Source organism: Clostridium neonatale, from assembly GCF_001458595.1.
Taxonomy (GTDB): Bacteria; Bacillota; Clostridia; order Clostridiales; family Clostridiaceae; genus Clostridium; species Clostridium neonatale.
On sequence record NZ_LN890328.1, the window covers coordinates 1606880 to 1632873 of the forward strand.

Sequence of the window (25994 nt, forward strand, 5' to 3'; positions counted from 1 at the left end):
TTCAATATATGATAGGCTCGATTGTAGGGAAATTTCAGCTAAAAATTCTAATGGCAGAGGCTGTACCCAAAAATGTTTGCTCCAAAAAGCAAGTGTTTGGACAAACAATTTTAGAACAGCCTCTGCCAAAGAATTTAAAAGCTGAAATTTCCAATACAATACTACGCCTATTCATATATTGAATTTCTTTGTTTTTCTCTAAAATCATATATACCCAATTTATTTTAATTATGATTAATGCTTTTTATATTCTATGCCTTAAGGTATATCTTCTAATCAATAGAGGTAACTTATGAAATTACCTATAAAAATCACCTTAACCAGCATAGAATAAGCAAATTCGTAAGAATATATATTCTGATATTTATAAACTGATACCATTTTTTAAATGATAAAATATTAACTTCTTAAATCATTAACATCTATAAACAACTATTCCTTAATTTAAAAATGTATTTATGTATAGCAACAATAATACCGATACTATGAATTTAGATTAAACAAAGAAATAAAGCTCTTATGTGTGCGGTGTCTTGCATTCAAAAATTGAGCTTTAGAATTCTTCATGTAGACTTGTTCCACAATTGTTTGTCCAATTTTACATTGGAGCAAACATTTGTGGGTGCAAGTCTACATGTTTGAATTCTTAGCTTAATTTTTGTAGCAAGCGAGCACCACATAAGAGCTTTATTTCGGTTATTCACACTAAACTCAGTACGTCCTTTATTTATTTTGTAGAATAACCCACATATTTCATTTAAAATTTATTTTTGATAATACATAGGTCATGAATCTGTTTAAGGCTATAAAATTTATATAGTATATTGTTAAAATACTGATAACTACACCCAGTATAGCACCAACTAGCACGTCTGATGGATAGTGAACATATAGGTATAATCTAGAAAATGCAATTAATACAGCCACTATAAATGAAATTATCCCCATCTTAAAATTTGCATTAGCAATTATTGTTGCAGCAGCAAATGAAGACATTGTATGTCCTGATGGAAAAGAGTAATCACGTGGTTTTGAAATAAGAAGATTAATTTTATCATTTACATGACAAGGTCGCATTCTTGCACATAATAACTTTATTATTATATTTCCTATTATAACGCAAAATAATAATGAAAATATTATCATTATACCATCATCATGATATTTATTAGTTATCAAAAATGTAAGTGCTACAGCCAGCCATAACATACCACAGTCACCTAACCGTGTGATTATTGGCATTACCTTATCCATCTTCTCATTTTTTATATTTAATCTTATATATTCTAATATTTTTTCATCTATATTTTGTACAACTCTCACTATAAATCAAATTCCCCAATCTTCTAATATATTTCTTTTTTATTCTACAATGTTAACATACATTTAGTCTAGTCATATCTTGTTAAAAATATATATTATGATTAATTTATACTTTCATACTATATTTAAATAAGAATTTTTATAAATAATCTACCTTAATTAAATATTAGTTTCTATTTATTCTATCCATTCTTTTTGATAATTAATCTCAAAAATAGATAGATAATATATAAAACACAAAACACATCTTAATATTATAATTCTTAAAAATAATTATAACATAAGATGTGTTTTTTTAATAAATTAATGTATTTCTATCATTTCACCTATCAAGTACCTTATCAATCAAGCCATATTCTTTTGCTTCATCTGCTGACATAAAATTATCTCTGTCTGTGTCTGTCTCAATTTGCTCAATGCTTTTTCCTGTGTTTTCTGATAAAATTCTATTTAATCTTCTTTTATTGCTCAAAAGCCAATCAACCATAATTTTCATATCAGTTGCCTGCCCTTTTGAACCTCCAGATGGCTGATGTATCATAATGTCTGCATTTTTAAGTGCATATCGCTTTCCTTTTTCTCCACCTGCAAGTAGAAATGCTCCCATACTGGCTGCCATACCAACACAGATAGTTGAAACATCACATTTTATATACTTCATTGTATCATAAATTGCAAATCCAGCTGTTACTGATCCTCCTGGACTGTTTATATATAAATGTATATCTTTATCTGGATCTTGTGATTCTAAATATAAAAGCTGCGCAACTATTAAATTTGCAATATCATCATTAACTTCTCCACCTAAAAATATTATTCTATCATTTAAAAGCTTAGAATAAATGTCATAACTTCGTTCTCCTCTGCTTGTTTGTTCAACTACATATGGTATTAAACTGCTCATGTTATACCTCCAAAAAATATATTAAACCTTAAAAGTTAAGCTGCCATTTTAAGAGAATCTGATTTATATGGACCATTTTTTCTAATAATCTTGTTATCATATAAATTTTCATGTGATTTATATTGATTTTCATAATAATTAAATACTTCTTCAATATCAATACTTAATTGTTTAGGTTCAAAATTCTTTTTAATTCTATACATCTGTGGTGAGCTTTTATACATTTTTTTAAAGGCCAATGTAAAAGCTTGTTGACTTTCATATCCGGAAATTAATGCTATATCAATAATCGACTCATCAGTATAAACCAGTTTTCTTGCTGCTTCTGTAAGTCTTCTCTTTTGAATATATTTATGGATTGTTTCACCAACTATTTTTGAAAAAATTCTATGCAGATGAAATTTTGAATATCCAGCTTTTTCTGCTATTTTATCTAAGTTTAATTCATCATTAAGATTTTCTTCTATATAGTCAACAACTTTTTTTATTGTTTCCAACTCAAAATTCATGTATTCCACTCCTTCCATATATTTAATTATATCCATATGTATAATTGAAGTTTTAATGTATATTGCTATTTTTAAGTTTTGATGCTTTTTTAAGAAATATTCAAAATATAGTTAATTTTAAATATTCTTAAAAAGTTCAAAATTTCATAAAAGCTTGTTTTATAAAATAATTTTTAAGAAAATTTTCCAATACTCAATTTTTAATTATTTAAAATTACTCATCTTTTAGATATACATGTTAACTCCATTTTCTTTAAGATAATTATGATATATTTTATAAAATGGCATTACTTCTGCAACTCTTCTCCAAAAATCTTTAGAATGATTTCTAAAATCCATATGACACATTTCATGAACAACTATATAATCTATAACTTCAAGTGGAGCCATGCTTATTCTCCAGTTAAAGAATATTTCATTTTTAATATTAATACTTGCCCAACGTCTCTTTTGCTCCTTAACCTTTATACCAGCTACTTTATCTGTAAATTTATATGAATATAAATCAATTCTTTGAGCAACAATTTCAAACGTTTTTTCTCTGTACCATTTTTCTAAAGTTTTTCTTAAAATTTCTTCATTATATGTATTTGTTTTAATTTCAAAATAAAAACACTCATTTTCTTTTTTATTAATATTTTCAGAATTATTGCTTTTTATATCAATTTCCACTTTTTTAAATTTTTCATCATAAATAAGTTTTATTGGACATTCTCTTCCTAAATACATAAATGTGCTATTATCTTTAAATTCACGCTTTATAATTTTACTTTCTGATTCTTTTATTTCATTTTTTTTAGTTATTATCCAATCTGCCTTTTTTAAAACAAACTCTAAAATATATTCTTTATTTAATTTCATTGGTGATATTACCTTAACATCACCATTCTTTTCTATTCTAATACAAAGGCTTTTTCTTTTTCTCCGTATTAATTCAAATTCTATAATTTCATTTTTAAATTTTATATTCATTTTTAATATCGCTCCTAAATTTAAGCTTTATAATAATTATATCATGGCTATAAATTTTCATAAAATGTGAACCTATCTAAAAATTTCATAATTATATTCAATTATGAATATTATTCTAAATCTAATCCCCTATAAAAGTATAATAAATATTATTTTTTCCAAAAAAATTCACTAACTACTTTTACTTAAAGTATGTTATACTATAACAGGCTTTTAAAAATTAAAATCTTTCATATGTAAAAGTATGGGCCACTTATTCAAACTTTTTACATATACACTTATAGCATTTAAATTTTACAAAAGCTAAAAATCAAAATTATACGAGATTTAAATTTTACAAAAAAACTAGATTATCTAATAGATAGTCTAGTTTTTTTGATTTAAATTAAAAGAATATTCATCTAATTCAAACTTACTTCATATTATAAATTAAGATACTTTTTATATGTGTTGTTTTAATATAATAAAATTATCAAATAATATAAATTAATTATCTTAATCATGTAATAAATAAAATTGCTCACAATCATATCTTAAGCTTTCTAAATTTAATAAAGGAGTTGATTGTTATGGGTTCTGTAATGAAAGTTAAACCCCTTGGCACTGCTTTTGTAGATAGCAGTCATGCTACTGAGAATTTTTCTGATTTAAAAAAGACACTTGCTGGAAGTTTTCATGAGACACCTTCTAATCTAATAATGTACAAGACATTATTAACATTTGATTTATCTATGGTTTATTTTCCAATTGAATTTGCTCATTTATGTTTATATGTAAAGGATATAAACACTGATTCAAGTTATTATTCAAATAATAACTTATGTTTCTACAAAAACATGAATCCTTTCGATATAAATACAGTTACATGGAATACTACACCTGAAACTTCTGATGTAAATCAAGTTTTAGTAGATGAAAATAGTGTTGGAAGCTATATAAAAATAGATGTATCACGATTTGTTAATAGCTGGATAGATACAGGTAATAATTATGGAATGACAATTGAATCCCATAATTACTATACATCATTAATAAAATTTGCTTCTTTAAGCTCAAATAATCCACCTTGGCTTCTTGTTCAATATAAAGATAGTACCTATTCATACACCCAACCAAATAATAAATATCATAGCAATAGATAGTCTAACTTGAACATCCCAACATAAATAAGGGACGTAGAATCAGAGTTTTGTGGATAACAACCGAAATTCAATATATGATAGGCTCGATTGTAGGGAAATTTCAGCTAAAACTTCTAATGGCAGAGGCTGCACCCAAAAATGTTTGCTCCAAAAAACAAGTTTTTGGACAAACAATTTTGGAACAGCCTCTGCCAAAGAATTTAAAAGCTGAAATTTCCAATACAATACTAGGCCTATTCATATATTGAATTTCTTTGTTTTTCTCTAAAATCATATATACCCAATTTATTTTAATTATGATTAATGCTTTTTATATTCTATGCCTTAAGGTATATCTTCTAATCAATGGAGGTAACTTATGAAATTACCTATAAAAATCACCTTAACCAGCATAGAATAAGCAAATTCGTAAGAATATATATTCTGATATTTATAAACTGATACCATTTTTTAAATGATAAAATATTAACTTCTTAAATCATTAACATCTATAAACAACTATTCCTTAATTTAAAAATGTATTTATGTATAGCAACAATAATACCGATACTCTGAATTTAGATTAAACAAAGAAATAAAGCTCTTATGTGTGCGGTGTCTTGCATTCAAAAATTGAGCTTTAGAATTCTTCATGTAGACTTGTTCCACAATTGTTTGTCCAATTTTACATTGGAGCAAACATTTGTGGGTGCAAGTCTACATGTTTGAATTCTTAGCTTAATTTTTGTAGCAAGCGAGCACCACATAAGAGCTTTATTTCGGTTATTCACACTAAACTCAGTACGTCTTTTATTTATTCTATGATACAGTGCATCTTTTTATCGGCTTCATCCCAAGGCACAGCATAACCAGCACCATGAGAACAAAAAACAGAATTAGATGTATATTCCTTATCTGAATTTTTATCATAAGATATTTCTTCTATTACTTCTTCAATATTATGGCAAATATCATATCCATCATAAATATAATTTATACTGCCTTTTCCTTTTGTGTATGCTATAACCTCTAAATAATAATCCATGAAGGTTGATACAGGGCCTCTCCCTTCTATAATTACCTTATCTTCATAAGTTTTAGGTGCATAAAATTCACCACTTAATTTTTGAATGTCAGCAATTGCCCTTCCCATATACTCTAATGGTATTTCTAATATGAACTTATAATATGGTTCAAGGAGAATATTTTCTGCTTTTTCTAAACCTTGCCTTATAGCCCTATATGTTGCTTCTCTAAAATCTCCACCACAAGTATGCTTCAAATGTGCACGACCATTTATTAATGTTATTTTAATATCTGTAATTGGAGATCCTGTTAAAATACCTTTATGATTTCTTTCAAAAACATGTGTCTTAATTAAATTTTGATGTCCTATATTTAAATTATCTACATGACATTTACTTTCAAATGTTATTTTACTATTTCTTTCTGCTGGCTGTATTTTAAAATGAACTTCTGCATAATGTCTAAGAGGTTCAAAATGACCACTTCCAATAACTTCTGTGTTTATGGTTTCTTTATATAATATTTTACATGGACCAAACTCAACATCTATATTGAACCTGCTAGCCATTAACTCTTTAAGAACTTCAAGCTGTATTTTTCCCATTATATGAACTTGTATTTCTTTAAGAAGTTCACTATATTCTACATTAAGTGCAGGATCTTCACCTTCTAATATTCTAAAAAACTTAAGCACATCTTTAGGATTTAAAGTTTCATCAAATAGAACTTTAGATTTTAATGTCGGTACCATTAAGTAATTTACTTTTCCTTTAAATTCACCAATTTTATCTCCTGGTATAGCATTACTTAAACCTGTTAACGTAAAAATGTCTCCAGCTTTTATTATATCTACTGGCTTAAATTTATTTCCATTATAAATCTTTATGTTATTTACCTTTTCTTCAATTATTTCATCATCATTAGATTTGTTTGAAATATAAGAAATTTCATCTTTAACTTTTAAACTTCCTTTTATACACTTAATAAAAGTATTTCTTGTATTATTAGAATCATATCTTACTTTATAAACAACTCCAGAGAATTTTTCATTTTCATACTCATCATAATTTGTTATTGAAAGTTTATCTATTGCATATAAAAATTCTTCTATGCCTTCATTATTTAAGGCTGATCCTCCAAAAGCTAAGAATACTCTTCTATCTTTTATAAGTTCTTTTAATTCTTTCTCATAAATATTATTATCATATTCACCATTTAAATATTTCTCTAAAAGTTCTTCATCCTGCTCACTTATAAATTCAATTAATTCTTCATTAAAATTAATGTATTTACCATTATCATGCGTTATATCTATATCTTCTTTAGCTATAAAAAAGATATCCTTAGATAATTCTCTATGTATATCTTTTATGATACGTTCTTTATCATATCCTGCTCTATCCATTTTATTTATAAATATAAAAGTAGGAACATTATTTTTTTCTAGCAGATTCCAAACAGTTTTAGTATGCCCCTGAATTCCTTCAACACCACTTAAAATAATCACTGCATAATCCATAACATTTATTGACCTTTCCATTTCACAAGAAAAATCAATATGGCCTGGAGTATCAATAAGATAATATGTTGAATCATTTAAATTAAAAATTGCTTGCTCTGAAAAAACAGTTATTCCTCTTTCTTTTTCAATTTCATGGTTATCTAAAAATGAATTTTTATGATCAACTCTGCCTTTATTTCTAATGCTTTTTGTAAGATATAGTACCTGCTCACAAAATGTAGTTTTACCGGCATCTACATGTGCTAAAATTCCTATTGTCTTTTTCATAAAAATCTCCTCTTTAAGTTATGTTTAAAATCTTTATTTTTAGTATATCATATTTCAAATTATTTTCTTCTACATTCTAATTTCTAAAGAATAAAAAAATTGCCAAGGCGACTATGCCATAATCTATTTATAAAAAATGAACTAAATAGAATACAATAACTTAAATTCAAGAAAATCCTTTAGCCGTCGATTTTTTAGCGCATTCTGGATTTTCTGAGCTTGCCGAAGAAAAGGCCAGGCGCATATAATTTATTTTTTAACGTATTGAACTATATAAGTTACAGAAAAGCTCTATTCTTAAGGCTTTCTCTATGATAAAAATTTTATATTTTCCTATATGTTAAAAAGATGCCTCATCATCTTGAGGCATCTAGGGGAAATAAATATTTAAAGGGTATTATGAAGTTTAGTTATGAGATAATTAATATAATATATTATAAAATTTAACTATAAAATAATTAAATAGTATAAACATTGACTACTTCTTCTAATTTTTCTGAGAGCTTTGATTCTTCTTGTACTTGTAAAATAATATCTTCTACCTGAGTTCCAACTTCATCTACATTTTCAATAATAGCCTGAGATTTACTTGATGTTTCAAGGGCTGTCTTACTTACTACTTCTATTCCTTGACTTATTTGATTTATAACTTCATTTATAGATTTACTAACATCCCTTACATTTTGTGACATTGCAGTTATAAGTGTAGAATCTTCTTCATAGCTTTTTGCAGTTTCTATAAGTAATTTATAATCTCTATTAACATCTACCTCTAAAAATGAAAGCAATCCCTTACTTTGTTCACTTAAATTATCAAAAGCCTGCTTTACATCTTCTATTATTATTTGAATTTTCTTTACGTTATCTCCACTTTCTTCAGCTAGTTTTTTGACTTCTTCTGCAACTACTGCAAATCCCTTACCTGCTTCACCAGCTCTGGCAGCTTCAATTGCTGCATTTAAAGCTAAAAGATTAGTTTGCTCTGATACACCTGCAATAGCTTCTGCCATAATTTTAATTTCATCAACTATTTTTCCTTGTTCTATAGCTTTTGTTACATTATTAATTTTTTCTGAATATATATTCTTTGCATTTTCTACTGCTTGTTCACCTTGAATTCTTACTTTAACAGCTTTTTCCTTTATATTTTCTGCTTCCTTTGCATGATTTTCTGCAACATTACTGAGGTTTTCCACTTTATCTTTTATTTCAGAAGTAGATGCATTAACTTCCTCTGATACAGCAGTTAATTGTTCAACTTCATTAGCTATTGTTCTTGTTGCGGAATTCACTACTTCCATTTTGTTATCTATAGTATCAACTAATGAACTTACTTTAGTATTGGATTCAAAAAGTGAAAAAGAACTTTTATGAATATCATTAACCATATTTCTATTTGCTTCTATAGCATTATTTAAACTCTCAATAACTTCTGAAATCTCTTTATCATATTTTCCATTAAGTTTTGCAGTTAAATCACCTGCTTTAATTGCATTAGCAAATTTATTTAATTTTTTTAATGGTCCTACAACAGATTTGCTTATAATTATAGCTAATATTATAGCTATTAAAATAGCAACAATTGAAATAGTAATAGCCTTGCTTGTACAATTGCTAACTGTTTCTTCCACCAAGGTAATTGATTTTCTCATATTTTGTTTTGTCATAGTTTGTACTGCTGCATTATTAATTATACTCTGAATTTCAGTTAATTCTTTTGTGACATTTTTCAATTGCAAAACGCAAACGCTTGCAATTGAGAGCATAAAAATTAGTAATATTAAATAACTCGCAATAATCTTGCTCCTAATAGTTAATCTTTTATTTTTCATAAACATCACCTCTCAACGAATTATGTTTAACTACTTGTATAAGAACTTTTTGTAAAACGTTATCATAATTATAAATCACTTATCTAATATTTTCTATACTATTTATGAACAAATTCACTTTTTGTATATTCTTACAAAAAATGAATTATATTTTTAATATTTTTGCTGTATAGAATAATCTTAATTTAATAAAAAAGATTCCAAAACTTGCTTTTGGAATCTTTTTGGGGACTATAATTTTTTTTAACGCATTGGACCTATCTAAATTAAAGTTCTTGACTCAATTTAGATTTTTCTTATTAAAATCTATTATTTTTTATATAGGTACACTATCAAAGCTATCACCTGCAAGTACAAGTGTATCACCTGCTTTTATCATAGTTGCACCTTTAGGGTGTAGAATTTTACCATCACGCTTTATCATTACTACAAGAACTTCGTCTGGAATATTAGCATCCATTATGGTCTTATTTGCACATTTACTCTCTTCTGTAACCTGTTTCTCAAATAATTGAGTGCTCATTTCATCTTGATAATCATTAAAGGTCTTTAACACTATAGTTTCATCATCAACAAGATCTAATTTTCTTGCTATTGTTGCAATCAACGTACCTTGAATAGAAACTGAGAATAATGCTATAAAAAACACTATATGGAATATGTCACTTTCAAGAAATGCTTTATGAGTAACTGCAAGTATAGCGAAAACTATTGATGCTGCCCCTCTTAGCCCTACCCATGATATAAATAATTGTTGTTTGATTGGTACTTTAAATGGTGTCAAAACAGCAAATGTTGAAATTGGTCTTGCAACAACAATAAGAAATATTGAAATTAAAAATCCTGGCACTGCAACATATTTTAACTGAGAAGGAAAACTTAATAATCCAAGCATAAAGAATAAGGTAATCTGCATAAGCCATGATATACCATCAAAGAACTTTACAAGACTCTTTTTATTATGAATCTTGCTATTTCCCATTATTATTCCAGCAATATATACACTTAAGTATTCATTTCCCCCAAGCCATTCACTTAATGAATAAGATAGAATAGCAATGGCAATCACAAATATTGGATACAATCCTTCAATTTCAAATTTTATATTCTTTAAAATATATGCCCCAATCTTTGAAAGTATAAATCCAACTAGTACACCAAATACTATTTGAAATACAACTGTCTTTAATAAAGATCCACTATTCCCACCTGACATAAGAGTAAGAAGCGTAATTGTAATCAGATAAGCACACGGATCATTACTTCCGCTTTCTACCTCTAAAATAGATGCTAATCCTCCCTTTAAATTCAATTTTTGTGAACGTAATATTGAAAATACGGATGCTGCATCAGTAGATGCAACTACTGCGCCCACAAGTAGCCCTTCTAAAATAGTAACTTTAAGAACTAAAGTACAAAATAATCCTGTTACTACAGATGTAATTATTACACCAACTGTTGACATTAATAATGCTTTTGGAAATTCTGGCTTGGCCATTTTCCAATTAGTACAAAATCCGCCATAAAACATTATGAACAATAATGCAAATGAACCTACTTTTCCTGCAAGATTATAGTCACTGAACTGAATTCCTACAATTCCTTCACTGCCAAACAACATGCCTAAAATCATGAATATTAATAGCGATGGAACTCCAAATTTATATAATGCTTTAGTTGAAAAGATACATATAAGAAGCACTAATGACATTAAAATCATCGTTATTGTCATACTCATAGTCATCTTCTTAATCTTCCTTTCTTTGATAAATTAATATTGCATAATAATTGAATTTTTTATTTTAAATTCTTTCATTTATAATTAATATAACATACTATACATTTTTATGTCAATTTATAAAATGTTAATATTTATATTCTATATATGTATTTTTATTTAATTTATTAGCATTATTTAACTTATTTAAGTTCTAAAAGTACTATACTGCTTTTACTCTTTCTTAGTCTGAAAAAATTATAACTTTTTCTTTTCTTAATTGCATTAATATTTTTCAAATAAATATATTTTTAATATATATCTAGTTATAGACATAAAAAAGAGAGATATTTTATATCCCTCAAAACAATTGCAACATTTTCCTTGCACTCCTGCATTTCCATGTAAATCATGAAAAATCTATTAATATTTTTCAACAAATCATACAAAGTTAACAATATCAAAAAACCTGTCATACCCAATAATAGTATGCTTAAATATATTTTTTGCATTTTCTTCGTATATTAAAGGATCATCCATAGCCGTACTAAAATGCGTCAACAGTAGCTTCTTTACATTTCCACACCTCGCCAATGTTGCTGCTTCTTTAAAAGTCATATGTTTATTTTTTATTGCTTTTGGTAAGTCTTCATCTAAGCCATATGTTCCTTCACATATAAAATAATCACTTTCTCGTATAAAATCAACCATTTCTTCTGTTGGCCTGCTATCTGTTATAATGTTAATTTTAATGCCTTTCCTATCATCGCCTTTAACAAGATGTGGTTCATATAAAATGTTATTATGTAATACGCTTTCACCATTTTGGAGAGTATTCCATAGGAATTTAGGCACATTATTTTCTATAGCCTTTTCTACATTAAACTTAGGTTTTCTTTTTATATAAAAATTATATCCTATACATGGTGCAGAATGATCAACTTCCAACGTTGAAATTACTATATCATTTTTTATATGCTCATTATCTATATATATTTCTTTTTTTGGGTTTTCAATTACTTCTATTTCATAAGGAAGATATGGCACTATTACTCTTAATCCATTTACTGCTTCAGTTATACCTTTTGGACCAATAATTATAATTTTCTCTTGTCTTCCACTATTACCTATTGTTCCAAGAAGTCCTGGAAGACCAATTATATGATCACCGTGAATATGAGTAATACAAATAACATCTATGCTTTTAAAGCCACTATTACACATTCGCATTGACACTTGTGTTCCTTCACCACAATCGACTAGAATTTTTCTTCCTCTATAAGTCAATAATATCGCTGATAAAAACCTATTAGGCATTGGCATTCCACCACCTGTGCCTAGAAGAGTTAAGTCCACCATATCAAACCTCTCCCTTTTAATCTATTGAAAATATCTTATTGTCTCTAGTAAATACTAATTCATTACTCTTAGATAATTCTTCATTGTATTCATATCCTTCAACATCAAATTTCTTTATTTCTTCAATTGTTTCAATTTGATTTTTTATTATAAACGAGCTCATAAGCCCTCTTGCTCTTTTAGCTTTAACTGTTACTATTTTATATTTATCATCTTTTAATTCTTTGAAAGCTATATTTATAACTTCAACGTCCTTAAATTCACTTATTTTTTCAATAGACTTAAAATATTCATTTGATGCTAAGTTTATAATTTTCTTTTCATTATGACTTTTAAGTTCCTCATATAATCTATTTATAATTTTATCATTCCAAAATTCATAAAGATTTTTATACTCATTAAACTTTAATTTTGTTCCCATTTCTAATCTATAAAAATTAATTCCATCAAATGGTCTAAGCACTCCATATAATCCACTTAATATTCTAAGATGATCATTAGCATAAAAATAATCTTCCACATTGTAGCTTCCTATATCAAGGCCTCTATAGGCTTCACCTTTAAATGCTAGTGAACATTGAATAGCATTATCTAAGCTTTCATCCCATTCTTGAAATTTTTCTTTATTTATAACTGCCAATTTGTTACTTATTTTCATAAGCTTTTCTAAAGAAATAACATCATAAGTCTTTAATTCTTCTACTAAACTTCTTGCTTCTTTTATAAAATATGGACTAGTCATTGGTAAATCATTATTTTTTTTATTAAAATCCAGCGTTTTAGCTGGAGAAAGTACTACTAACATCAGTTTCTCCTATTCTCTCTTTTATATAATTAATATTAATAATTTTCTTATTAATATTATACATTATTAATATTTAATATCAATTAACAATATTTTTTCTTAACACAAATTACTATATTATTTGTAGCCATTGAGTGGAATACTAAAAATGAAATATTTTTAAGGAGATGATATGCATGAAAAATAATAACAGTAGAGATTATTCCAAAAAGAGTTATTTAAGAAATGGTAGTAAAACTCAAGGACAATATTCAAAAAGCAGCTTTAATACTACAATTGAAGCGCCTGGTATAAACGAAAGCGGTGCAGAAGCTAAAAAACGTGGTTTTTAAAGCTTAGATTTTTTAACTCATTTTAAATATATTATGTAATATTAGAGTTTGGTGGATAACAATTCAAATCCAATATATCATATGCTATATTTTAGGAAAACTTAATCTATAAAAGATGTTTTTCCTAACACTTCATTTAATAATATTAACAAATGAGTTTAAATGAAACAAAGAAATAAAGCTCTCACGTGCTGCAGAGTCTTTGCATTTGGTGTAAATTGCTTAACTCAGCAAGAAACTTGAGAGCTTTATTTCGATTATTTCTCAATAAACTCTGATGTTACATTGTTTTAATTTAATTATTTAACATTTTTAGTAAGTCTTCTACAGTATGTTTGGCTTGCTTAGGTAAACTATCTAAAGCCTTTTGTCTTTGAGCTTCATTATTCATTTGCATTATTCTTAGCACTTCCTGTTGAAGTCCTGGAATCCTATTTAAGTCAGCAACCGCTTTGTTAAATCTATTAGCAAAGTTCGGATCTTGCGCTATTCTTCTTTGGAGTTTCATTATTAATTGATAGCCATTCATTTTCTTATTTGGCCTCCCATAAAACAACATTACTATATATTTTATATTATTCATTTATTTAATAAAGGTTCATGTTGTTTATAGAATAATAAAAGGAACTGCTTTAAAGTAATCCTTCCTTTGAATGCAGTTCCTAAATTGAAAATTGCAATATACATTTTAAATGTATGCTATTCCATATTGTTCTAGCCTCTTGCTAATTTTATTTATTTTATGTGGATAAGCCGTACCCACACTATTTCTTAATATATTTACCTTTAAATTAAGTTTTCTAGCCCCTTCTGCAGTCTTAGCTATGCAGCAGCTTCCATCGACACCTACTAATTCTATGTGTGTAATACCTTTTTCATTAATAAACTTAACTAAATTTTTGTTTTTAAATGCATTTTGAGTTTGTTTTTCAAAATAGTTTTCTGAAACTATTTTTATTTTTGCGTCAATTTTAGCGCCAAAGCTGCCTGAGATTCCATATTTAGCAAACTTCCTGTAAAAAAAGTTATTCGGAAAAACTGTTGTCACATAGATAACCTCATAATTGTTTTCTTCATAAAAAGATATTCTTTCATTAATATTGTTTATCAGGTCATCAACATCATCGTAATCAAATTTCTCCTTATTCCGCTGATCTCCAATGAAATCTTCTTGAGCGTCCATAACTAAAAGTGCTTTATTCATTTATTCCCCCATCTTCCTTTTATCAAAATTATAATTTTAGCTATGTCTATATTTTATATTAGTTTAAAAATTTGTCAACACATTTGGAATTTTACCCCAATTGTGCCGGCTTAAAAATTGCAACTAGATTTTGTATAGAATTATTATTACTAATATATACTTTATTTATAGTCTTAATAGGATGAGAATATGACATTCCTTCATTATATATTTGCCTTATTGCATTTACTATATTTATATCTTCACCTGTTATTGCATTTATATCATATCCCTCTAAATAACTCCATATTGCAATTTGTGTAGCAAAATATGCTTCATTTTCATTTTTCACATTTAACTCTTCTGGATCTTTGCTCGGATATCCAGCTGCAATAATGCTGCTTATTTCTTTTTCTGCATCTCTCTCTAATATAAAAGTATGATTTGCTGGATATCCTTTATCAATTTCCAAACAATATAAAATTATATTTTCATTCTCTGCATATATTCTTTTTGCATTAATATCATATCTTCCGTATTTAACTTGAGCTATTTTGCTTTTTTCAGTATTTACTAATATTTTTTCTGGAAGTTTATTTGTATATGCACCTACAAAAATATTTAATAACATTACTCCTAAAGCTATAATAGTTAAATTTTTTATTTTTCTATTTATTTTCATAAATAAGTCCTCCTAACATATTTGAATAATGTTAGTTTGGACTTTATAGTTTCTTTTATTCATAATATAGTATTTTAAAATATTATTTTATTATAAGCTCTACTGGACAGTGGTCTGACCCCATGACTTCTGTATGTATTTTAGCGCTTTCAAGCCTATCTTCTAAGCACTTTGAAGTTAAGAAATAATCAATTCTCCATCCTGCATTGTTTTTACGGGCATTGAATCTATATGACCACCATGAATAAACACCTTCTGTATCAGGGTAAAAATATCTATAAGTATCAATAAAACCTGCATTTAAAAGATCAGTCATCTTTTCTCTTTCTTCATCTGTGAATCCTGCATTTTTTCTGTTTGATTTTGGATTCTTTAAGTCTATTTCCTTATGAGCTACATTTAAGTCTCCACATACTATTACTGGTTTATTTTCTTCTAATGATTTTAAATATTCTCTAAAGACATCTTCCCATACCATTCTATAATCAAGTCTCTCAAGTGCCGCTTTTGAATTTGGTGTATATACTGTTATAACATAATATTCATCAAACTCAAGAGTTATAACTCTTCCTTCTTTATCATGGTCAGCTATTCCAAGACCATATTTTACACTTAAAGGCTCTTCCTTTGTAAAAATAGCTGTTCCAGAATATCCTTTCTTTTCAGCATAGTTCCAATAACTTTTATATCCTGGTAAATCTAAATCTATCTGACCTTCTTGAAGCTTACTTTCTTGTATACAAAATATATCTGCATCTACTTCTTTAAAAAAGTCTAAAAAGCCTTTTGTTACACATGCTCTTAAACCATTAACATTCCATGAAATTAATTTTTTCATAATTATAAAATCCTCCTAAAGTAAAATAATAAAATAAAATTTATCATAATAATTATATTTAATAATAATTATTATATCACATAAATTATCTTCTTAAATATAATAATTAAGAATAAATAATTATGGGCTATCGCACAAAGTTTTCTACATATAGTAATGAATGATTAAATTTAAATATTATATCTTACTATGCATAATAATTAATGCGACAGACCCTTAAAGTTTTTTAAGAATAATTAAAAGCCCCTTCATTTTTATCTTCTAAAGTTTTTATCATATGGTAAAAAAGATTATTTACTGGTGTACTAATACCCAATTTACTTCCAAGGTTCATTATTGTTCCAGAAAACATTTCAACTTCTGTTTTTCTTCCTGCTTCAATATCTTGAAGTAGTGATGTTCTTGCATTTGGATTAATTTTCTTTAAAACTTCTCTTTGATCAAGTATATCATTTATAGATAAATCAATACCGAGTTTTTGTGCAATTTCAAGCACTTCATTCATGGCAGCTTCTCTTACATAGTTTGCATGTTCATTGCTGTGCCATGCTCCAAATGGAATTCCTAGAATTGCTGAACTTTGATTTTCAGAAACATTACACATAAACTTTCTCCATATTGCTCTAATCATATCTTTAGGAATCTTATATTTAATACCTGATTTATTAAATAAATCACTTATGGCCTTTACCCTTTCGCTTATAACTTCATTTTTCTTTTCTCCAAATTCCAAACAAGAAATTTTAGGATTATACGTTACAACATTGCCCACTTTAGTAACAGCTGCTCTTGTGACAGTATAAAGCATTTTATCTTCGCCGTATACATTTGCAACAATTTCTTCACTTTCAACTCCATTTAATAATGACATGATGATTGTATTATCACCAATTTGATTTTTAATGTCTTTTAATGCACTTTCCAATTGCATCATTTTAGTTATAACAATAACTAAATCAGCTGGATTTGTTTTTTCTTCTGGTGTGACTACCCTAAAATTATTTAATACCCCATTAATAATAATTCCTTCATTTTCTATACGTTCTTTTCTTTTTCCATCAGCAATTACTCTAAAATTATCATATCCTACTGCTTTCACTAAATTTTCTGCCATATAGCATCCAATAGCTCCAAGTCCTATTAAAGATACTGTTTTTATTTCTTTCACAGGAATCTTCCCCCCCCTTTTAATCGTAAATATTATATCAATTATAACACCTTATTTATAAAACAAACCATAATCAACCAATATATAGAAATATAATTAATTTGCAAATATAAAAGAGTGGATATGTTAAATAATAATCCACTCTTCTATATTTATAATTTATAGTTTATATTAAATTTTATAAAATTATTACAAATAATACATTTATCTATTTAACTGATTATTCTTATAATTTTCTTATTATATCTTAATTATCATTAGAAACATATCTATTTTTTATATTATTATATGCTGATTTAAAGTCATCCATAGAAACATTTTCTTTTTCAGATTCTAAAGCATTAACAGCTGCCATAAAGACTATATCCTTTATATCCGCTCCACTTATGCCTTCAAATTCATCTGCTAGTACATCAAATGTTACCTCTTCATTTAATGGCATATTTTCAGGAGTATGTAATTTAAATACCTCTTTTCTTCCTTCTTTATCCGGCATTTTAAATTCTATATTGCTTAATATTCTTCTCTTAAAGGCTTCATCATAATTAGCTAAAAGATTAGTTGTAAATATAACTACTCCTTCAAACTTTTCAAGTTCTACAAGCATAACACTCCTTGTTATGTTAACTCCATAATCTGCCGATTGGCTTATATTAGTTAATCTTTTTCCAAGAAATGAATCTGCTTCTTCAAAAACTAATACAGCATTATCCGTTTTTGCCATATCAAATGCTTTTTTAATATTTTTAGGAGTTTGTCCGACATATTTCGATTCAAGATTTGCATAATTTATGGAATATATCTTTTTATCCATATATTTAGCAACAGCTTCTGCCGCCATACTTTTTCCTGTTCCTGGAGGTCCAAAGAAATTAAATACTATAGATTTTGGAAAATTATTTTTATCTCCAAATCCCCATTCTCCATATAATTTTTCTGCATGCTTTTGTATATTTAAAATGTTCATTATTTGCTTTTTTTCTTTTTCACATAAATATATATCATCTAAACTATATTTAGGAAGATATACATCAACAAATTCTTCTTTTAATGGAGTTTCTTTTAACTCTTCATTCTTAGGAGTTTTATTAAAATTATTAATTAATTCTTCATCATTTGCTATAAGTATTCTTTTTCCAGTTGGATTATATTTTGAACTGTTATTTTCAACTGCTTTATTAATTTCACTAAAAAGCCTATCTACATTATCAACATCAAGCATAACTTCTCTGTCATCTTCCATCTTAAACTTGGCATCTAATATTGTTATTCTTGCATTTTTATATTTTCTTGTAATTGATTTTGTAAATACCTTTTCCTTTGTTAAACCAAACATATCCTTTTCCTTTCTTTAAGTTATTACCTAATTATATAAGAAATTATTTCATATATAATTAATACCTATTATTATTTCATTAATTTTCTTATATATGAATAATATCACGTAATATGTATATTATCCACTTGTATATTTTTGAAATTTAAACTTAGCACTTTAAATAAAGCGCGTACTGAGTTTACGTGGATAACAACTGAAATTCAATAAATAACTATTACTTAATTTAAAAATGCATTATTTAAAGCAATAATGTTAATACTATGAGTTTATATGAAACAAAGAAATACAGCTCTTATGTTCGGCGGAGACTTGCATTGAAAAATGAAGCTTTAGAATTTTTCATCAATGATTGTTCCAAAATTGTTTGTCCAAGGTATATTAAAGGAAACATCTTCATCGGTAGATGAAGATGGGCTATACTGCTAAGTTCGTACCTCACTAAGCATTATATGCCTTGGAGCAAACGGTTTTGGGCGCAATCATTTATGTTTAAATTCTTGACTTCATTTTTATAGCAAGCGAGCTGAACATGAGAGCTTCATTTCGGTTGTTATCAACCAAATTCTTATTTAACGTGACCTTCTTGATTTATTATTAGATTTTAATGTATTTTTCTTTTTACTTCTGCCAGAATCCAAACCTTTGCTTTTTGATGATTTGCCTGACTCTAAATTTCTGCCTTTAGTTTTTTTATTATTTTCTTGAAGATTTTTTGACTTATTTCTAACATCATTATTGCTATTATTTTTTCTTTTAGCCAAACTCTTCTGACTGTACTTATTATTTGAATCAAATTTATCTCTTATAAGACACTTTGGTCCATCTCCAATTAAATCTGTTCTTCCTGCTTCAGTTAAAGCTTCATAGACAAGATTATAATATTTAGGATTTCTATATTGAAGAAGAGCTCTCTGCATTGATTTTTCATGTTTAGTTTTTGGAACATACACTTCCTTCATTGTAATTGGATCTATTCCAGTGTAATAAATTGTAGTAGATGGTGTTCCTGGTGTTGGATAAAAATCCTGAACCTGCTCTGGATGATAATTTATGTCTCTTAAATATTCAGCCAGTTCAATTGCACATTCAAGAGTGCTTCCTGGATGAGAAGACATTAAATATGGAACTATGTACTGTTTCTTTCCAAGTTTCTTGGTTATCTTCTCAAACTTTGCAACAAACTTATCATAAGTATCGCCACTTGGCTTACCCATATATTTTAGTACTTCTGCACTTACGTGTTCTGGTGCAACTTTAAGCTGACCACTTACATGATGCTCAACAAGTTCTTTAAAGAATGTATCATCTTTATCAGCCATTATGTAATCATATCTAAGTCCAGAACGAACAAACGCCTTTTTAACTCCTGGAACCTTTCTTATACTTCTAAGTAAATCTAAATATTCACTATGATCTACATCCATGTTCTTACATACAGATGGAGATAAACATTCCTTACCTTTACATGCGCCAAAAGCTAACTGTTTGCTGCATGCTGGCTGTCTAAAGTTTGCTGTTGGTCCTCCAACATCATGAATATATCCTTTAAAATCTTTTAGTTTTGTAATTTGCTCTACTTCTTTTAATATTGATTCCTTACTTCTGCTTTGAACTACTCTTCCTTGATGAAGTGTTATTGCACAGAATTTGCAATCACCAAAGCATCCTCTTGAACTTACAGTACTAAATTGTACTTCTTCAATAGCAGGAACTCCTCCCTTACTTTCATATGATGGATGATATGTTTTCATATATGGAAGATCATAAACCGCATCTAATTCTTCTCTATTTAACGGCGGCTGAGGTATATTTTGAACCATATACTTATTTCCATGCTTTTGAACAATAATCTTACCTCTTACACTATCCTGTTCTTCATATTCTATTTTGCTTGCTTTAGCATATTTTATTTTATCAGATACAACTTCCTTATATGATGGCACTTCTATGTAACCTTCATGAATGTCATCTAAACTTTCAGTTAAATAACATGTTCCCCTTACATATGTTATATCTTTTGCACGTACTCCATTTTTTAAGCTTTCTGCTACTTCAACTATTGGTTTTTCTCCCATTCCATAAATTAAAAGATCTGCTGTGCTATCAACAAGCATTGATTTTCTAACTTTATTTTCCCAATAATCATAATGTGCAAATCTTCTAAGACTTGCTTCAACTCCGCCAATTACTATATCTATATCCTTATAAGCTTCTCTTATTTTATTACAATAAACGATTGTTGCTCTATCAGGTCTAAGGCCCATTTTTCCGCCCGGAGAATACATATCTTTTTCTCTAAGCTTTTTGGCTACTGTATAATGATTAACCATTGAATCCATATTACCTGCATTTACTAAAAACGCATACTTTGGTCTACCTAGTCTTTGGAAATCATAAATATTATTCCAGTCTGGCTGAGGTATAATACCAACCTTATATCCATGAGCTTCTAAAACTCTTGATATAATTGCTGTTCCAAAGCTATGATGATCTATATAGCTGTCTCCTGTAACTATAACAAAGTCACATTCATCCCAGCCTCTTTCTTTCATATCTCTTCTACTTATTGGTAAAAACTTTTTTTCAGTTAACATATTTGCACCTACTTAATTTTCTTGTGTTTTTCTTTAAAGATTATAACACAAATACATAAAAAACTAATATATAAAATACACTTCCAATATATTTTTAAATAAAAAAGGTAGTGATATAATTCTATATCATCTACCGCATTATGAAAGATATACATTAATAAAAAACATGTTCTGGCTTTATTTATTCTTTTTATTTCTAACAGGAATAAATTCTGAAGTTTTATCATTTGGATCTATATATGTATAATCTCCCTCCTCAGTTTTTCTAAGTCCTAAAGATGCCATTTTCTTTTTTGTATTCTTATATTTAGTAGTCATATTTCTATTTCTCCTTTTCGTTTTCAAAATATTTCCAAGGAAATACTTAAAATATTAGTTAATCTTCTTTTCAAATTGAGAATTATATAAATTAGTATAGAAGCCATTGGCTGCCATGAGTTCTTCATGATTTCCCTGCTCTATTATATTTCCATCCTTAACAACTAAAATACGATCTGCATTTTTTATTGTAGATAGCCTATGGGCAATAACAAAACTTGTTCTGCCTCTCATAAGGTTATCCATAGCATTTTGAATTTTAAGCTCTGTCCTTGTATCCACTGAACTTGTAGCTTCATCTAAAATTAGTATTTTGGCATCAGCAAGTATTGCCCTTGCTATTGTTAAAAGCTGCTTTTGACCTTGGGAAATATTTGTACCTTCCTCGTTTAATACCATGTCATATTTTTCAGGAAGAGATTCTATATAATCATCAATTTCAGCACTCTTTGCTGCCTTAATAACTTCTTCATCACTTGCATCTAATCTTCCATATCTTATATTTTCTTTTATACTTCCATTAAAAAGCCATGTATCTTGAAGAACCATACCAAATAATTTTCTAAGTTCACGTCTGTTAAAATCTTTAATATTTATTCCATCAATAAGTATTACTCCACTATTTACATCATAAAATCTCATTAAAAGTTTTATAATCGTGCTTTTTCCCGCGCCAGTTGGTCCAACTATAGCAACCTTTTCACCTTTCTTTATTTGGGTCGTAAAGCCTTTAAGTATTATTTTATTTGGAATATACCCAAACTCAATATTTTCAAATGTAACATTTCCCTTTATATTTTCTATAGACCTCGGATTACTTACAATCTGTTCTTCTTCATCTTCATCTAAAAATTCAAATATTCTTTCTGAACATGCTGCAATTGACTGTAAAAGATTAGATACCTGGGCAATCTGACTTATTGGCTGAGTAAAGTTTCTGCTATACTGAATAAAGGATTGAATATCACCAACGGTTATTTTTCCTTTAATAGTTAAATACCCTCCTAAAATTGCTACTGCCACATATGATAAATTTCCTACAAACAGCATTACTGGCTGCATAAGACCCGATAAAAATTGTGATTTCCATGCACTTTTATAAAGCACTTCATTATCTTCATTAAATCTTTTTATTTCTTTTTCTTCTGCATTAAATAGTTTTACTATATTTTGTCCTCCATAAGTCTCTTCAATTTTGCCATTAACATGGCCTAAATATTCTTGTTGGAGTTTAAAATATTTTTGAGACTTTTTAACTATAAATGAAATTAAAAATAAAGAAATGGGTACAACCAGAAGTACGGCAAAAGTCATAGCCACATTTATAGATAACATCATAAAAAATATTCCTATTATTGTGCTTATAGAGGTTATTATCTGAGTCATGCTTTGGTTTAAACTTTGATTTAAAGTGTCTACATCATTAGTTACTATAGATAAAACTTCACCATGAGTACGCCTATCAAAATAACTCATAGGCATTCTATTTATCTTTTCACTCATTTCTTTTCTCAGCTTATATGTAAACTTTTGAGATATTCCGGTCATTATAAATCCTTGTATAAATGAAAATAGTGCGCTTAAAGCATATAAAATTATAAGTGTTAGAAGTATTTTATTTATCTTACTGAAATCAATACCTGCACCTCCAGATATTTTACTCATAAGGCCGTTAAAAAGTTCTGTTGTAGCATTTCCCATAATTTTAGGGCCTAATATAGAAAATATTGTACTGAAAATAGCAAATACAATAACTAATATAATACCTACTTTATATACACTTAGATATTTCATTAAATCTTTCATAGTTTTTTTTAAATCTTTTGCCTTTACACCTGGGGCATTACCTCTTCCCATACCCATAGGTCCCATTCCCGGCATATGTCCTTGTCTTTTGTTATTATTACTCATCTTCAAGTTCCTCCTTTGAAAGTTGTGATAAAGCTATCTGCCTATATGTTTCACAATTTTTCATAAGTTCTTTATGAGTTCCACGTCCTACTATTTTTCCTTTATCTAAAACAAGTATTAAATCTGCATTTAATACAGTACTTATTCTTTGAGCTACTATAATTGAAGTACTTCCTTTAGTTTCTTCTTTTAATGCTTTTCTAAGGGCAACATCAGTCTTGTAATCAAGTGCTGAGAAACTATCATCAAAAATAAATATTTCAGGATTTTTAGCAATTGCTCTTGCTATAGATAATCTCTGCTTTTGACCACCTGATACATTGCTTCCACCTTGTGAAATAAATGCATCATATTTTTCTTCTTTACTTTCCACAAAGTCTGTAGCCTGAGCAATTCTTACAGCTTTCTTCACTTCATCAGCATGTGCTCTTTCATTTCCATATTTAATATTTTCTTTTATGGTTCCTGAAAATAAAATTGCTTTTTGAGGAACAAATCCTATTTTTTCTCTAAGTTCATGCTGACTTACATTTTTAATATTTACACCATCCACTAATATTTGTCCTTTAGTAACATCAAAAAGTCTTGGAATCAAATTTATAAGTGTAGACTTCCCACTACCAGTACTTCCTATTATAGCTATTGTCTGACCTTTCTTTGCAGTAAATGAAATATCACTTAATGTTTCCTTATCTGAACCTGGATATGTAAAACTCACATTTTTAAATTCAACAGATCCTTTTTTGCTTACATGAAAGTTTTCTGGTCTTTCTGGATCTAGAACAGTATTATCTATGCTTAACACTTCACCTATACGTTTTGCACACACCATAGCTCTTGGAAGCAATACAGAAACCATTGAAATAAGCAGAAATGCCATAACTATCTGCATTGTATATTGTATAAATGCCATAAGATCTCCAACCTGCATTAGGCCTTCATTTATGTTGCCTGAACCTGCATAAACAATAAGTACAGTAATACCATTCATGATAAACATAAGTGCAGGCATCATTACAATCATAATTCTATTAACAAAAAGGTTGGTTTTAGTTAAATCTATATTCACGCCATCAAATCGCTTTTCTTCATGTTCTTCAGTCTGAAATGCTCTTATTACTGGGATACCAGTTAGTATTTCACGGGAAACACCATTTAATTTATCAATTAAAATTTGAACTTTTTTAAATCTTGGCATAGCCATTCCAAAAAGACTTCCAACAACCACAAGAATAGCTACGAGTGCTACTCCAATTACCCAGCTCATGCTTTTATTTGTATTTAAAACTTTAATAAATCCACCTACGCCTAGTATTGGTGCATAAAATACCATTCTTAAAAGCATTACTAAAAGAGTTTGAACTTGCTGAATATCATTTGTTGTACGTGTTATTAATGATGCTGTAGAAAATTTATTGAATTCGTTGCTTGAAAAATTCACAACCTTTCTAAATACATCTTTTCTTAATACTTTTCCAAGCTTTGCTGCTATTCTCGAAGCAAGTAATACTACTAAAACTACACTTATCATAGATAAAAATGCAAGACCAAGCATTTTTACACCAGAAGCTAATATATAATCACTCTGCATAGAATCTATATCTATACCAACTGCTATATATTCATTTCTTACATATTCAACTCCAACTTGAGAAATTAAAGAATGTGGAATACTATTTAATGAACTATTTATTTGATCAATAATAATATCCAATTGTTCTTCTGGCAGCATTTGAAGTAACTCATATATGCTTAATGAATTATTCTCAGTATCTGTTAATAAATTTGATGATATATTATTTCCTATACTTTTTGCAAATTCTGAATCACTTTCCAAAGAATAAATCATAACTACTGGTCTGCTAATTATATTACTTAAGTTATTCTCCTCATTTTTATCTAAATTTTTCTTTATATATAATGGTTCATTTTTTAGTGCTGGATACTGAGAAACATAAGTGTTATATTCCTTCTCTGATAAGTTTTCTTTTGATATTTCCTTATAGCTATTTTCTAAAATATCTTTGTCATCATTTTTTAGAAATAACTTTATTTTATAAAATTGACTTTCTCTAATAACTTCTGGGACTAAATTTTCTATTCCACCTTGCTGTATACCTATATTTACTATTTTTGAAGTATACTCTGGAAGAGAAAGATCACAGGTTGCTTGTATTATTAATAATATAATCACTAAAATTATTGCGCCTATTGATTGTTTTAAATATTTTATCACCTTTGACATAACCTTCATCTTTCCTCTCTTGTATTT

The 25994-nt window shown here is 27.8% G+C and carries 21 protein-coding genes; 2 read left to right on the forward strand and 19 right to left on the reverse strand.

All coding sequences use genetic code 11. The features are described from left to right. Positions 1-753: 753 nt before the first annotated feature. The 4 genes from BN2920_RS14220 to BN2920_RS14235 form a co-directional block, all read right to left on the reverse strand. A complete protein-coding gene (locus BN2920_RS14220) occupies positions 754-1323 on the reverse strand; it encodes a phosphatase PAP2 family protein (protein ID WP_058295651.1) in 570 nt (189 codons plus the stop codon). A 322-nt stretch (positions 1324-1645) separates the two neighbouring features. Beyond that, positions 1646-2227 (reverse strand): ATP-dependent Clp endopeptidase proteolytic subunit ClpP, encoded by a 582-nt coding sequence (gene clpP, locus BN2920_RS14225; protein WP_058295652.1) that lies wholly within the window; start codon positions 2225-2227, stop codon positions 1646-1648. 35 nt (positions 2228-2262) lie between these two features. Then, positions 2263-2736 (reverse strand): helix-turn-helix domain-containing protein, encoded by a 474-nt coding sequence (locus tag BN2920_RS14230; protein WP_083498818.1) that lies wholly within the window; start codon positions 2734-2736, stop codon positions 2263-2265. Between the two features lie 225 nt (positions 2737-2961). Then, the gene (locus BN2920_RS14235; protein ID WP_058295653.1) at positions 2962-3708 is read right to left on the reverse strand and encodes a M48 family metallopeptidase; all 747 of its coding nucleotides are present in this window, start codon (positions 3706-3708) and stop codon (positions 2962-2964) included. Positions 3709-4277: 569 nt separating this feature from the next. Here BN2920_RS14235 and BN2920_RS14240 point away from each other — a divergent pair. Then, a complete protein-coding gene (locus BN2920_RS14240; protein ID WP_058295654.1) occupies positions 4278-4850 on the forward strand; it encodes a DNRLRE domain-containing protein in 573 nt (190 codons plus the stop codon). Positions 4851-5643: 793 nt separating this feature from the next. Here the strand turns inward: BN2920_RS14240 and BN2920_RS14250 are convergent. The 5 genes from BN2920_RS14250 to yaaA form a co-directional block, all read right to left on the reverse strand. Next, complete coding sequence (locus BN2920_RS14250; protein ID WP_058295656.1) at positions 5644-7644, reverse strand: GTP-binding protein; 2001 nt, start codon at positions 7642-7644, stop codon at positions 5644-5646. 458 nt (positions 7645-8102) lie between these two features. Then, positions 8103-9476 carry a methyl-accepting chemotaxis protein gene (locus BN2920_RS14255; protein WP_230132134.1) on the reverse strand — a complete coding sequence of 458 codons (1374 nt, stop codon included), beginning with the start codon at positions 9474-9476 and terminating at the stop codon, positions 8103-8105. Positions 9477-9792: 316 nt separating this feature from the next. After that, on the reverse strand, positions 9793-11208 hold the full coding sequence (locus BN2920_RS14260; RefSeq protein WP_058296926.1) for a potassium/proton antiporter: 1416 nt from the start codon (positions 11206-11208) through the stop codon (positions 9793-9795). 426 nt (positions 11209-11634) lie between these two features. Continuing rightward, positions 11635-12552, reverse strand: a complete 918-nt coding sequence (locus BN2920_RS14265) for a ribonuclease Z (RefSeq protein ID WP_058295658.1) — start codon at positions 12550-12552, stop codon at positions 11635-11637. Between the two features lie 16 nt (positions 12553-12568). Then, positions 12569-13357: a peroxide stress protein YaaA gene (yaaA, locus tag BN2920_RS14270; RefSeq protein ID WP_058295659.1), complete on the reverse strand. Its 789-nt coding sequence runs from the start codon at positions 13355-13357 to the stop codon at positions 12569-12571. Between the two features lie 176 nt (positions 13358-13533). Between yaaA and BN2920_RS21815 the strand changes: the two genes are divergently transcribed. Further along, positions 13534-13689 (forward strand): hypothetical protein, encoded by a 156-nt coding sequence (locus BN2920_RS21815; protein WP_097919300.1) that lies wholly within the window; start codon positions 13534-13536, stop codon positions 13687-13689. Positions 13690-13984: 295 nt separating this feature from the next. Here the strand turns inward: BN2920_RS21815 and BN2920_RS14275 are convergent, their stop codons facing one another. The 10 genes from BN2920_RS14275 to BN2920_RS14315 all read right to left on the reverse strand — a co-directional run bounded on the left by BN2920_RS14275 (position 13985) and on the right by BN2920_RS14315 (position 25967). After that, on the reverse strand, positions 13985-14218 hold the full coding sequence (locus tag BN2920_RS14275) for a hypothetical protein (RefSeq protein ID WP_058295660.1): 234 nt from the start codon (positions 14216-14218) through the stop codon (positions 13985-13987). A 159-nt stretch (positions 14219-14377) separates the two neighbouring features. Further along, positions 14378-14893 carry a cysteine hydrolase family protein gene (locus BN2920_RS14280; RefSeq protein ID WP_058295661.1) on the reverse strand — a complete coding sequence of 172 codons (516 nt, stop codon included), beginning with the start codon at positions 14891-14893 and terminating at the stop codon, positions 14378-14380. Positions 14894-14984: 91 nt separating this feature from the next. Continuing rightward, the gene (locus tag BN2920_RS14285) at positions 14985-15554 is read right to left on the reverse strand and encodes a thioester domain-containing protein (protein WP_058295662.1); all 570 of its coding nucleotides are present in this window, start codon (positions 15552-15554) and stop codon (positions 14985-14987) included. An 82-nt stretch (positions 15555-15636) separates the two neighbouring features. Further along, positions 15637-16392 (reverse strand): exodeoxyribonuclease III, encoded by a 756-nt coding sequence (locus BN2920_RS14290; RefSeq protein ID WP_058295663.1) that lies wholly within the window; start codon positions 16390-16392, stop codon positions 15637-15639. Positions 16393-16618: 226 nt separating this feature from the next. Continuing rightward, positions 16619-17560 (reverse strand): ketopantoate reductase family protein, encoded by a 942-nt coding sequence (locus tag BN2920_RS14295; protein ID WP_058295664.1) that lies wholly within the window; start codon positions 17558-17560, stop codon positions 16619-16621. A 247-nt stretch (positions 17561-17807) separates the two neighbouring features. Further along, positions 17808-18896 (reverse strand): ATP-binding protein, encoded by a 1089-nt coding sequence (locus BN2920_RS14300; protein WP_058295665.1) that lies wholly within the window; start codon positions 18894-18896, stop codon positions 17808-17810. A gap of 572 nt (positions 18897-19468) precedes the next feature. Continuing rightward, a complete protein-coding gene (locus BN2920_RS14305; protein ID WP_058295666.1) occupies positions 19469-21493 on the reverse strand; it encodes a YgiQ family radical SAM protein in 2025 nt (674 codons plus the stop codon). A gap of 177 nt (positions 21494-21670) precedes the next feature. Then, positions 21671-21811: a hypothetical protein gene (locus tag BN2920_RS21820; RefSeq protein ID WP_172437812.1), complete on the reverse strand. Its 141-nt coding sequence runs from the start codon at positions 21809-21811 to the stop codon at positions 21671-21673. A 54-nt stretch (positions 21812-21865) separates the two neighbouring features. After that, on the reverse strand, positions 21866-23722 hold the full coding sequence (locus tag BN2920_RS14310; RefSeq protein ID WP_058295667.1) for an ABC transporter ATP-binding protein: 1857 nt from the start codon (positions 23720-23722) through the stop codon (positions 21866-21868). Then, on the reverse strand, positions 23715-25967 hold the full coding sequence (locus tag BN2920_RS14315; protein WP_058296927.1) for an ABC transporter ATP-binding protein: 2253 nt from the start codon (positions 25965-25967) through the stop codon (positions 23715-23717). The genes BN2920_RS14310 and BN2920_RS14315 overlap by 8 nt, the downstream gene beginning before the upstream one ends. Positions 25968-25994: the final 27 nt, after the last annotated feature.

Coding starts and splice junctions, on each gene's coding strand:
- BN2920_RS14235 (WP_058295653.1), bottom strand. CDS start 3,708: ATGAATATAAAATTTAAAAATGAAATTATAGAATTTGAATTAATACGG.
- clpP (WP_058295652.1), bottom strand. CDS start 2,227: ATGAGCAGTTTAATACCATATGTAGTTGAACAAACAAGCAGAGGAGAA.
- BN2920_RS14315 (WP_058296927.1), bottom strand. CDS start 25,967: ATGTCAAAGGTGATAAAATATTTAAAACAATCAATAGGCGCAATAATT.
- BN2920_RS21820 (WP_172437812.1), bottom strand. CDS start 21,811: ATGACTACTAAATATAAGAATACAAAAAAGAAAATGGCATCTTTAGGA.
- BN2920_RS14310 (WP_058295667.1), bottom strand. CDS start 23,722: ATGAGTAATAATAACAAAAGACAAGGACATATGCCGGGAATGGGACCT.
- BN2920_RS14260 (WP_058296926.1), bottom strand. CDS start 11,208: ATGACAATAACGATGATTTTAATGTCATTAGTGCTTCTTATATGTATC.
- BN2920_RS21815 (WP_097919300.1), top strand. CDS start 13,534: ATGAAAAATAATAACAGTAGAGATTATTCCAAAAAGAGTTATTTAAGA.
- BN2920_RS14230 (WP_083498818.1), bottom strand. CDS start 2,736: ATGAATTTTGAGTTGGAAACAATAAAAAAAGTTGTTGACTATATAGAA.
- BN2920_RS14255 (WP_230132134.1), bottom strand. CDS start 9,476: ATGAAAAATAAAAGATTAACTATTAGGAGCAAGATTATTGCGAGTTAT.
- BN2920_RS14300 (WP_058295665.1), bottom strand. CDS start 18,896: ATGTTTGGTTTAACAAAGGAAAAGGTATTTACAAAATCAATTACAAGA.
- BN2920_RS14280 (WP_058295661.1), bottom strand. CDS start 14,893: ATGAATAAAGCACTTTTAGTTATGGACGCTCAAGAAGATTTCATTGGA.
- BN2920_RS14290 (WP_058295663.1), bottom strand. CDS start 16,392: ATGAAAAAATTAATTTCATGGAATGTTAATGGTTTAAGAGCATGTGTA.
- BN2920_RS14240 (WP_058295654.1), top strand. CDS start 4,278: ATGGGTTCTGTAATGAAAGTTAAACCCCTTGGCACTGCTTTTGTAGAT.
- yaaA (WP_058295659.1), bottom strand. CDS start 13,357: ATGTTAGTAGTACTTTCTCCAGCTAAAACGCTGGATTTTAATAAAAAA.
- BN2920_RS14285 (WP_058295662.1), bottom strand. CDS start 15,554: ATGAAAATAAATAGAAAAATAAAAAATTTAACTATTATAGCTTTAGGA.
- BN2920_RS14275 (WP_058295660.1), bottom strand. CDS start 14,218: ATGAATGGCTATCAATTAATAATGAAACTCCAAAGAAGAATAGCGCAA.
- BN2920_RS14305 (WP_058295666.1), bottom strand. CDS start 21,493: ATGTTAACTGAAAAAAAGTTTTTACCAATAAGTAGAAGAGATATGAAA.
- BN2920_RS14250 (WP_058295656.1), bottom strand. CDS start 7,644: ATGAAAAAGACAATAGGAATTTTAGCACATGTAGATGCCGGTAAAACT.
- BN2920_RS14265 (WP_058295658.1), bottom strand. CDS start 12,552: ATGGTGGACTTAACTCTTCTAGGCACAGGTGGTGGAATGCCAATGCCT.